Origin of the sequence: Roseovarius sp. EC-HK134 (assembly GCF_902498815.1) — a bacterium.
GTDB lineage: Bacteria > Pseudomonadota > Alphaproteobacteria > Rhodobacterales > Rhodobacteraceae > Roseovarius > Roseovarius mucosus_A.
In genome coordinates, this window is sequence record NZ_LR701531.1 from 1 (window position 1) to 10634 (window position 10634).

The following is a 10634-nucleotide window of genomic DNA, read 5'->3' on the forward strand; positions in this document are numbered from 1 at the left end:
ATCCCGGCGCTGTCATAGCCGCGATATTCCAGACGCTTGAGCGCTTCAACCAGCAGCGGTGCCGCCTCGTGATCCCCCAGAACTCCGACAATCCCACACATCAGTTTGATCCTTTGTCGCGTTTTCCGGCGCGTGCTTTCAACATATCGAACAGCTTGCGCGCGCGCCCCGGCATGTCCACCTGTGGGGCGCGTGCAATGGCCAGCGCGTCCGGGGCCACATCGCGCGTAATCACCGATCCCGAGCCGGTCATCGCCCCGTCGCCCAGTGTCACCGGGGCCACCAGCATCGTGTTCGAGCCCACGAAAACCCGCGCACCGATCACCGTTTCATGCTTGCTCACACCGTCGTAATTGCAGGTGATGGTGCCCGCGCCTATATTGCTCTCGTCGCCTACACGCGCATCGCCGATGTAGCTCAAGTGATTGACCTTGGCCCCCTCGCCGATCAGCGCATTCTTCACCTCAACGAAATTGCCAATGCGGGCATGTTCCGCCAATTCGGTGCCGGGGCGCAGGCGGGCATAGGGGCCCACCACCGCGCCACGCGCAACATGACAGCCCTCAAGATGGGAAAAGGCGCGGATATGCGCGCCAGTCTCGACCGTGACGCCGGGGCCAAAGACCACATAAGGCTCGACCAGACTATCGCGGCCCAACCAAGTGTCATAGGCAAACTGCACCGTATCAGGCGCGACAAGCGTCACGCCAGTTTCCAGCGCCTCGGCCCGTTTGCGCGTCTGAAACGCGGCTTCGGCGCGTGCGAGTTCGGCGCGGGAGTTGATGCCCATCGTCTCGGCCTCGTCGCAAGTAACAGCGGTTGCCGATAACCCCCGCGCCCGCGCCAGACCCACGATGTCGGTCAGGTAATACTCGCCTGCCGCATTGGCACTGCCCACCTCTGAAATCAGATCGAAAAGCAGCGCTGCCGGTGCCAGAATCACGCCGCTATTGCAGAGCGTGATCGCGCGCTCGGCCTCGGTCGCATCCTTGAATTCGACAATTTTAACAAGGTCTTGTCCCTGCATCACCAACCGGCCATAGCGGCCCGGATCAGCCGCCTTGAACCCCAGCACAACGATGTCATGGGCGCTGCGCGCCGCCTGCATCCGTTCCAGCGTTTCAGGCTGAATAAAGGGCGTGTCGCCATAGAGCACCAGCGCATCGCCCGGATAATCCACCAGACGCGGCGCGGCTTGCGCCACCGCATGTGCAGTTCCCAGTTGCTCGGACTGGATTACGATCTCTGCGGTCTCGTCAAAGTCATGGGCCGCTGCACGCACCGCTTCGGCCCCGTGCCCGGCCACCACGATCACCTGATCTGGCTCCAATGTCGCGCCTGCCTGCATGGCATGCCCTAGCATCGGCGCGCCGCCGATAGGATGCAGCACTTTGGGAAGGTCGGAATTCATCCGCGTCCCCTGACCTGCTGCCAATATGATCAGTGCCGTCGCCATTCCAAACTCGTTTGAATTATATTTCTTTTGAAAACGCCAGTTTAATTTTACGCATCGGTGCAGTCATTCTCCAAGAAGTGCTTTTCAATAGCTCGGCGTTCTCGAAATTAAGGGTTTCAATAATCGCAACCGCCTCGTTGAATTTTTGCTCAAGCTGTGCGGCACGCTCGAACTCGTGCTGGCGTCTATCTACGGCAGTATTCAATTCAACACGCATCTCCTCCAGCATACGAGTCAGTGCAGCCGTTTCTTGGAAACGCGTGGTTCGTTCCATCTCTAGTACGCGTTTCTCTGTTTTAATCTTTGCCTCAAGTTGTGCGGCACGCTCCGACTCACCTTCCAGGGTTTTTTTGATGGTAAGCTGCTCCGCCCGGGCTGCCTCGAGCTCACTCTCAGACTTTTCGGCACGCACACCAGCTTCACGCGCTGCATCTTGTGCCGCTATCAGTTCCTGGCTCTGCGCCTTAAGTTCCGCGTGGGCTGCATCAAGGTCACTCTCAGACTTTTCGGCACGCATAAGAGCCTCACGCGCCGCATCTTGTGCTGCTATCAGTTCCTGGCTCTGTGCCTTAAGTTCCGCGTGAGCTGCATCAAGCTCACTCTCAGACTTTTCGGCACGCATACCAGCCTCACGCGCCGCATCTTGTGCTGCTATCAGTTCTTGGCTCTGAGCCTTAAGTTCCGCCCGGGTTTCCTCGAGCTCACTCTCAGACTTCTCCGCGCGCACACCAGCTTCACGCGCTGCATCTTGTGCCGCTATCAGTTCCTGGCTCTGCGCCTTAAGTTCCGCGTGGGCTGCATCAAGGTCACTCTCAGACTTTTCGGCACGCATAAGAGCCTCACGCGCCGCATCTTGTGCTGCTATCAGTTCCTGGCTCTGTGCCTTAAGTTCCGCGTGAGCTGCATCAAGCTCACTCTCAGACTTTTCGGCACGCATACCAGCCTCACGCGCCGCATCTTGTGCTGCTATCAGTTCTTGGCTCTGCGCCTCAAGTTCCGCGTGGGCTGTTTCAAGAGCTTTTTGCACCACGGCCAAAGACTCTTCAGATTGCTTCTGTTCAGCCAAAGCAGCACTCAGGCTTGCTTTTATATCAAATATTTCACTTTGCGTTTGTGATACTTTCCTACTCCGCTGCTCGTAGGCTTCATGCAGATCTGCGAGTTCTTGTTTTTTGTTTTTCAGACCTTCTTGGGCTTCAGCATGTGCTTTCGTGGAAGCCGCAAGCTTCGACTGCAAATTGCGGGTTTCCTCAATTGCTACCAAACTTTGTCCAAGCCTACGAAATACACGCTGAATATCGCTTGGCACCTCACCATTCTCACACACAGACATGAGATTTTTAACGCGCGTGGACGTATCCTCCCCGACAGGAAAAATGCTCAGTCCAGCTCCGTAGTTAAATTCCAGTCTGTCAAGGCGACGCAACTGTTTTGCCAATCCAATACTATCATCCGCATTTTGCCATAGCGCGTTGGTGCCGTGCACTACCAAGATTCCGTTCGCTTGCAAAAGTCTGATTAAATCTTCAACATGCGGGTAATCACGTTCACCCAATGCATCTAGGTCAATAAAAAGAAGATCTAGGCTATGCTCGACCAAATTTGCAATCGCTTCGGACTTATCGCGACATGCCCTGATATCTGAAATGTCTTCATAGAACTGCTCGGCATGCTCGCTGAGTATATAGGGGGGCTGAGTTAGTGGCTCACCGCTCTTGGGGTCTTTCCAAAAGCCAAAGCCAGCACAGCTTCCTTGAGTGTTTAGCTTATCAATGGCCTGACAAAAAAGAAAATGTGCAAACCCGTCGCCGACTCCTAGCACGCAAACTTTCTGAATACGCACATCGGCCGCCAACCAAAGAAGCATTGGCGCATGAACCTGAATTTGTGAGTGTGAGCGAAAGCGTGGACGCCAGAACAAAGGTTTTATTGTTGCAGGTGCAAAGAAGTCTTGTGTCGATACGCTGACCATGGTTTCGTGGGATTTCTTACTAAGATTCATTATCCGTGGTCCTTACTATTCTTTCGCCGTTGCTCTACCGCGTCAGTTGCCTGCATTTCATAGAATGGCTCCTTTGTCGAATAGGTAGCCTGTTCAAGAGCCTTGTTAATTTCACACAGAGCTTTTCGGCCTAATAGTCCTGGCAAAACATCAAAAACAGCCATGCGACCAATTGTTTCACGCGGTTTGAGCCAGTCCTCTACAACATGATAAGGTAGACGTTCAGTATAGTCGTCAAACAGTACCGTTACCGGTTGGGTGATGCGCGCCATTACCGTCATCATGCAGGCTGCGCGGAAGCGACCGTCAATTAAGACTAAATCCGGATGACGAAAGAAAGGCTTTTCCCAAATGGAAAGCGGGTAATTATAAAACTTTGACCAGTGTGTATTGTCTAAAGGTCTACCCCAAGTGCCAGTAGGACCAATATTGGCGTGGTGAACTGTTGCCGGAGACGGTAGATTGCCAGCATCAATATAGCTTTGAACGCGTATTGCCCAACGCCAATCGGACTCAACGCTGAATATGAGTTTATCGGACATTTCAGACGCGAGCACGGTTGATCCGCCGGAGCCATATTCCAAAATAACACGAGCTTCATTGTATGCTAACTTCAGGTACGCAGCCTCCCTGCTTGGAAAAGAAAGTTCAGGGCGCGTTGGGTGAGCCGTGTATGCATCGGGCACGCGTTTCAATCTCCATAAATATTGCCGTAACTCACTTGAGAGCGTTCTCTAGTTTTTCCTCATCACAGATTAGATTGAAATCGGTTTCCCGCCTCAAAGTATGCTCAAAATTAAACTCCTCAGCGAGCGTCCCAGAGAAGAAATGCTTCATGACGTAATCAACCCCGAACTGATTAACCGTCCGTTGATCTGGGTTGAAGAACATACCGCCAGAGGGATGCGAAGAAATGATCTCATAGGATGGGAAATACGTTACATCCTCAAAATCCTCTGCCATTTCGCCAGCCACCCCACGCAATACCGATTTGGAATAGACGGCAGCGGACAGTACGTGATGTTCGGTGGCTGTCGCCGTGAGGGGCACGGGTGACACCGTTAGCAGGATGCGCGCCCCCGGATTGACCTTCTTGAGCCGTTCAAGCACGCCCTTCAAATCGGCCAAAATCTCAGAGTGACGCAGGTTGTGGAAGCGGTATCTGTTTGGCTCATAGCTGCCTGCGAGGGTCCCCGGTGCCATTGGAAACATGGTGCCATCCTCGACGCTTTCCCATCCTTCCGTCAGGCCAAGTGTAAATACAAAAAGATCAAGGGATTCGAACATCTCACGGACTTTAAAAAGATGCCGCTCGCGCAGGGCGATAACGGTTTCGGCACTATCTTGACCTACCGGGTCTACGCTTGGGCGTAGGGCGTCAAAGAAGCGACCCTGTTTTTCCCAGACCCGTTCTGTGGGGGTCCGGTTGCCGAACGCCTCGTCAAAGAGCTGGATGAGTTGGCGCGTGGTGTAGATGTTGCCATAACGGCAAGAGAAGACCCCAAAGCCCCAACGACGTGCCTCTGTTTCGGACTCGAAAAGTGGCGGGGCGGGTTCCATATCCAAGAAATTGGCACCACGCAGGGCCAGATTGTTACCTATATGTTGTGCAAAACAACTGCCTGCGGTTGCGACCTTGTGCGCTTTCTTCAATTCAAGCGGCTGCCAGAGATCTTCAAGATCCGCATAGTGGCGTTCCGCGACGGCGGGCCGCCAGAAGGCTTTCTTGTGCAGGGATTTGTAAGGATTGCTCATGTTCGACCTCCGGTCATCATCTGTTTAAAGTAGCGGTACCAGCCTTGCGATCAGGCGATTTCGCTAATTTGGCGATGTGAGCGATCAAGGGGCGGTAATAGCGATTTTCGTAGTGGAATGGCGTCACGCCCCATTTGTGACACTCATCAAGAAACGGCTCGCACGGATTGCGGAATATCTCACACCGGCCGGTTTTTTCAACACAAGCATACAGTCTATCGAGATAGTCCTCAAGCGGTCGATACTTGATCTCGGGGATCAACTGCCCTGTCCGGCTCGCACCCCCGAGCCGGACAGCATTTAGAACGACGGGCAGTGACAGCGATTGAGCGAGATCGAGAAACGTCCGAAACCCTTGCTTCCACCGCTGGAAATGCTCTTCTTCCATGCTTGGGATATACACAAAACCGTGCTTTTTGCCCACCTCTCGGAAGGCAACCGAAGACGTAGCACATGTATCCCCGGCCACGGCCAGCTGAAACCTCTCATCAATGAAATCGACGATTACGAGATCGGTGGACGGTGCTGCCCGGGTCAAGATAGTGGCCGCTGACTTGTCTAGGTCGATCGCAACCATGCTGCGTTGCAAGGCACTTTGAATGGCGCAATCGGGATCGAGTTCGTCGATGCTGAGGGGAAAGCGTTCCGATGCGAACGCACTTCCGAAAGAGCTGCGAGCCACATAGCCCGAAAGCAGAAGATCGTTGGGAATGAGACTGAACGCATCCCTAGAAACGCATGAACCGAAAATGAATACGCCCATTAGGTTATCACTTCTCGACTTAATGTCTACTTTTCAGTCAGGAATCTGACCTAGTGTCAGATCGCGCAACAGTTCGGCGCGGCGAACGTCGGCGGAGTCGGGGCCGGCGGGATTGGCCGGGGCAGGCCTTGCCGGTGTGGTAATGGCCGGTTCGCCGAGGGCGTGACGGGTGTCCAACAGGGCCGCAGATGTAATCGTTGGTGTGGCGAGCGCCGCGCGCAGCCACGGCAGCCAGGCGCGCGGCGGGGCAGAGCCGCTGTGCCCGGGAATTCCCCAGTATCCCACGTCGAAGATCACGCGATCGGCATGGGCGGCATCGATGGCGGCCAGGAACGGCGCCATTTGCCCCTGCACGTGATCGTGGTCGCCCGAGCTCTGGATATAGATCACGTGATTGTCGAAGCCCCGCGCGTATTGCGCGCAGACGTCGACGGGCGCGATGCGGGCCAGCTCCTCGACGCTGTCGGCCGAGGGCCAGCAGGCACGGCGGAACAGATCCACCCCGGACGGGATGAAATAGCTCTGCAACCGGGTCTGCGGATTGGCGGCGATGGCAATGCTGCCGGGATCGAGCCGAGCATACATCAGCGCTGCAAACCCGCCCGCCGACCCGCCGACATAAACCCGGCGTGTGCACCCCAGCCGCGCCGCCTCGTCGCGGATCAGCGCCGACAGCTGGTGCGGTAGATCCTCGCCTTCGGAGCCGACATACCATCCCGTGGGCATCGCCGGATCGGCGAACATCGTCGGATCGGAGATCGCCATCTGGCTAGCGGTTACTGGGAAGAATGGCTGAAAGAACGGAAACGGTCGCTTGTCGCGCTTCATGCCGCCGTGAAACAGCACCACCAGCGCCTCGCCACGCCCCACCCGCACGTCGAGCGGGACCCGTATCCCCGCGATCCGTACCTCTCGCGGCGCTCTGGACGATGCGCTTGCCTGCGGGTCAGGAGCGACCATCAGCCGCGCATCCTGTTGAAACTATCGATCACCGAAACCGCCTCGGGAAAGGCGGGCAGCAGCCCGCGCAACCTACGAGCAAGCGGTGCGGGCTGTGCAGCGACGGCATCGAGCATAGAGACGTAGCCCCAGGGTGTGCCGGTGTCAAGATGGTCTAACATGATCCGTTCCTTGTCGTGCATTTCGGAGTACAGGGTCGTCATCTCGGGAGCGCCCTCGAAATCGCGCAGCCAGCCGACATGGCGGTCGATCGCCAGCATCGGGATGTTGCGCCGCCGCGCCTCAAGCGAAAGGAAGATGTCCACCATCCCCCCCAGCGGCCAGCGGCGCGGGTTGAGCGTATCGAACAGCGAGTCATGGAAGCAAACCGTCCCGGTGCCGAGGTTGTTCACCAGCCGCGGGGCTGTCAGCGCGTCCTTGTGGTAGTGATAGATGAAGCGGTTGCGGAAATAGGCGGAGGGTTGCTCCACGCAGACCACGCCGTGAACCCCAGCGATGACGCGGTTGTCGAACGCACCCAGCCGGTCCACGAGGGTGCGGACATAATCGTGCGGATAGACGATGTCGTCATCGAGCGTCAGGTAATGGAACGGCGTTCCCGACTTCTTGCGCTCGTCGAAGTCTAGGAATTTCGCGTTGTCGCGGAAATCGGTGTCGAACTCCGCCGACCGCCGCACGGTTATGCCCGGGTTCGCCGTCAAGAACTCCGGCACGGCTTCGTATTTATCGAGATAGACAGTCAGATGATCGACCTGTGGCAGGATGCGGCCGACCACCTGCTCAAGCTTCGTTATCCGCGACGGGATCGAGCAGAGGTTGGCGAATACGGGTATGCGGGTGTCGGACAGAACCTGCAGCGAAGGCGAATAGGCGGCGGCCGGTGCTTTCGGCACAGGCGGAAAGGTGGCGCGATACCAGCTGCGTGGGCGCGACTTGTCGGCAAAGCGTTTCTGGAAAGTCTCGACATAGGCATGCCGCTCGGACGACGATGACTGCCTGACAGAGCCGTCGTCGCGCCTGGACATCATGTCGGACGCGAGTGACCCCTGCCGCAGTTCCGCCGCGTAGAGCGTTACCCCCAGATCGGCGACTGCGGCCCGTCCGTAGAGATGGCGCAGTCGCTGGAACCACTCGTCGTCCCCGGCCTTGCGTACCGCGTCGAAATAGCCGACCTCGCGGAATGCGCGGGCGCGCACCGCAAGGGTTATCAGTCCGAGCTTCGACATCAGATCGCCCACGCGGATTACCCGCCCTGTATGGGGGTCGAACCGGGCATATTGGGTGCGCGTCCCGATCAGTTCCGGCTGCGCCAGAAGCGGCAGGACCGACACCAGAACTCGGTCGGGGTGGGAATAATCGTCTGAGTCTTGGAACATCACGATGTCGCCGCTGGCTTCGGCTGCGGCGACGTTCTTGGCGATATATGTTCCGCTGTTTGTGCCTAGGCGCACAATCTTCATGATGCTGGGGCTGCGACGGCGGAGCGTTTGGAGAATGTTCCATGTTTCGTCCCGGCTTCTGTCGTCGCACACCACGACCTCGATCTTTGGCCAAGACTGCATCACCAGCGACAGGACCGCGCGCTCGATAGTGTCGGCGCAGTCGAAGGCGGTCATGACGACGCTGACTAGAGGCAGATCGTCCAGCGACACGATCGAGGGAAACGCCTTTTTGCCCCCGTAGGCCGCCAGACTGCCCGCGATAAAGGAGTCGATCTCGGGCTTCCCGTCATCCGCCTGTCTCTCCTTTGCAGGCCGCGACGCTTCCTGCTGCCGTTCCTCGGGCCCTGGTTGCCGCCCCATCATCTTGCCGTATTTCAGATAGTGCTCAGCAGGGTCCACGCCCAGTGTGACGACGTCGGGGTAGGTTTTCAGGTACCACTCTGCATCGAAGTCGCCTGACATGCGGATTTTCTCTGCGGTTTCTTTCAATGTGTCTGGGGTGTTCATTTCTGGGACTCCCGTCAAAGGCGCAGGTCGCTTTGATCCTTCGGAAATGCGGCTTTCATGTCAAAAAGGACGCCGTTGGGCTGCATGATCTGTCGCAGGCGGGACGCGCCGTCACGAACGATCACGCCGTGGGCGACGGCGAGGATAACCACGTCGTATGCGCCAGTTTCTGGCAAGGTAGTTGAGGTGTCTAGACCATATTCGTTATGCGCTTCGGCGGGGTCCGCCCAATGGTCGACGATGTCAATCTCCATGCCATAAGATTTGAGGTTTTTGACCAAATCTATGACTTTTGTGTTTCGCGTGTCGGGGCAGTTTTCCTTGAACGTGAAGCCAACAACAAGGACTTTAGCTCTTTTGACACTAAGGTCGCGCTCAATCATCGCCTTAACAAGCCGGGTGACCGCATTGCGCGGCATGCCGTCGTTGATCTCGCGTGCAGTACGAATGATATCTGGAATATGACCAACTGCCATAGACTTGTGAACAAGATAATAAGGGTCAACGCCAATACAGTGGCCGCCAACGAGGCCAGGACTGAGACGGATGAAGTTCCACTTCGTCGCGGCTGCGTCTAAAACCTCGTTTGTATCAATGCCTAAATAAGAAAATACAATTGAAAGCTCGTTAATGAGTGCAATGTTAACGTCGCGCTGAGTGTTTTCGATGACTTTTGAGGCCTCAGCCACACGTATTGAAGAAGCCTTGTAGGTGCCAGCTTCAATAATGCTGTTATACAGCTCGTCGACAAATTCCGCCACCTCGGGTGTTGAGCCCGAGGTTACCTTCGTTATCTTAGTCAAGGGACGTTCTTTATCGCCGGGATTTATTCGCTCGGGGCTGTAACCGGCAAAAAAATCTCGATTATACTTAAGCCCGGAAACAGTTTCTATTACCGGAATACACTCTTCTTCTGTTGCGCCGGGGTAAACAGTCGATTCATAAATCACAATGTCACCACGTTTGATGTGACGGCCTATTGTCCGAGACGCGGCAATAAGCGGAGTAAGATCTGGATTTCTGGACGCATCAACTGGTGTGGGCACGGCAACAATGAACACGTTGCACGAACTCAAATCAGCCTCGTCACACGAAAACTCTAGCATTCGCGTGGCTTTTAGCTCGCCCGTTTCGAGCTCGCCTGTCGAGTCGTATCCGTTGTTTAGTTCGGAAACCCTTTTTAGTTTAAGATCAAAGCCTACGGTATGATAGTGCTTCCCAAGCGCGGCCGCTAAAGGCAAGCCCACGTATCCTAGGCCAATTACGGCAATGCGAATGTGATCAGACTTGGAAAACTTACCGAGAGCTTCAGGTTTTTGCATCATGTCCCCAACACATACGATTTTTTTCGTTTAAGTAGCAGTCTAGACCTCCGACCCACAACGAAGCATAGTTATAGCTTTTCTGTGTTGCATGACTTTACTAGGTGCCATTTAATATTGTTACTGGCATCTACTGCTGTGGAGATCAAGACGGTAAAGGATTTGGTCTGCGCCGATGGCAGTCAAGATTCATAATTGTCGGAGGATCCTGCATTACGTACAGTTCAAAAAGGTTAGTAATATCTTCGCATCGGGGGAGTCATATGCTGCGCACAATTAAGCTGGGGTCGTGTGTCTTGGTGAATCGTCCCGGTTTCACCGGAGACCTATAGCTTCATTTCACGCGACCATATCGAGCACGTCGCGCTGTGCATAGAAGTTCTCCTCAGCCTCCGCTGGCGGGATGTTTCCGATGGGGCCAAGCAGG

The 10634-nt window shown here is 55.7% G+C and carries 8 protein-coding genes; all 8 read right to left on the reverse strand.

Annotation, left to right across the window (positions count from 1 at the left end; genetic code table 11):
* Positions 1-100: 100 nt before the first annotated feature.
* From glmU to GC127_RS00940, 8 genes are read right to left on the reverse strand one after another with little or no spacing between them, the layout of a single operon-like run.
* A complete protein-coding gene (glmU, locus tag GC127_RS00905) occupies positions 101-1456 on the reverse strand; it encodes a bifunctional UDP-N-acetylglucosamine diphosphorylase/glucosamine-1-phosphate N-acetyltransferase GlmU (protein ID WP_151976049.1) in 1356 nt (451 codons plus the stop codon).
* 16 nt (positions 1457-1472) lie between these two features.
* The gene (locus GC127_RS00910) at positions 1473-3458 is read right to left on the reverse strand and encodes a class I SAM-dependent methyltransferase (RefSeq protein ID WP_151976050.1); all 1986 of its coding nucleotides are present in this window, start codon (positions 3456-3458) and stop codon (positions 1473-1475) included.
* Complete coding sequence (locus GC127_RS00915) at positions 3458-4144, reverse strand: hypothetical protein (protein ID WP_254699953.1); 687 nt, start codon at positions 4142-4144, stop codon at positions 3458-3460. Before GC127_RS00915 ends, GC127_RS00910 begins: the two co-directional genes overlap by 1 nt.
* Before the next feature lie 31 nt (positions 4145-4175).
* Positions 4176-5213 carry a GSCFA domain-containing protein gene (locus GC127_RS00920; RefSeq protein ID WP_151976051.1) on the reverse strand — a complete coding sequence of 346 codons (1038 nt, stop codon included), beginning with the start codon at positions 5211-5213 and terminating at the stop codon, positions 4176-4178.
* Between the two features lie 16 nt (positions 5214-5229).
* Positions 5230-5976, reverse strand: coding sequence for a DUF6270 domain-containing protein (locus tag GC127_RS00925; RefSeq protein ID WP_151976052.1), 747 nt, complete (start codon positions 5974-5976; stop codon positions 5230-5232).
* Between the two features lie 33 nt (positions 5977-6009).
* On the reverse strand, positions 6010-6936 hold the full coding sequence (locus GC127_RS00930) for a hypothetical protein (RefSeq protein WP_151976053.1): 927 nt from the start codon (positions 6934-6936) through the stop codon (positions 6010-6012).
* Positions 6936-8885, reverse strand: coding sequence for a glycosyltransferase family A protein (locus GC127_RS00935; protein ID WP_151976054.1), 1950 nt, complete (start codon positions 8883-8885; stop codon positions 6936-6938). Before GC127_RS00935 ends, GC127_RS00930 begins: the two co-directional genes overlap by 1 nt.
* 14 nt (positions 8886-8899) lie before the next feature.
* Positions 8900-10207, reverse strand: a complete 1308-nt coding sequence (locus GC127_RS00940; RefSeq protein ID WP_151976055.1) for a nucleotide sugar dehydrogenase — start codon at positions 10205-10207, stop codon at positions 8900-8902.
* Between the last annotated feature and the right edge of the window lie 427 nt (positions 10208-10634).

Coding starts and splice junctions, on each gene's coding strand:
- glmU (WP_151976049.1), bottom strand. CDS start 1,456: ATGGCGACGGCACTGATCATATTGGCAGCAGGTCAGGGGACGCGGATG.
- GC127_RS00910 (WP_151976050.1), bottom strand. CDS start 3,458: ATGAATCTTAGTAAGAAATCCCACGAAACCATGGTCAGCGTATCGACA.
- GC127_RS00920 (WP_151976051.1), bottom strand. CDS start 5,213: ATGAGCAATCCTTACAAATCCCTGCACAAGAAAGCCTTCTGGCGGCCC.
- GC127_RS00925 (WP_151976052.1), bottom strand. CDS start 5,976: ATGGGCGTATTCATTTTCGGTTCATGCGTTTCTAGGGATGCGTTCAGT.
- GC127_RS00930 (WP_151976053.1), bottom strand. CDS start 6,936: ATGGTCGCTCCTGACCCGCAGGCAAGCGCATCGTCCAGAGCGCCGCGA.
- GC127_RS00935 (WP_151976054.1), bottom strand. CDS start 8,885: ATGAACACCCCAGACACATTGAAAGAAACCGCAGAGAAAATCCGCATG.
- GC127_RS00940 (WP_151976055.1), bottom strand. CDS start 10,207: ATGCAAAAACCTGAAGCTCTCGGTAAGTTTTCCAAGTCTGATCACATT.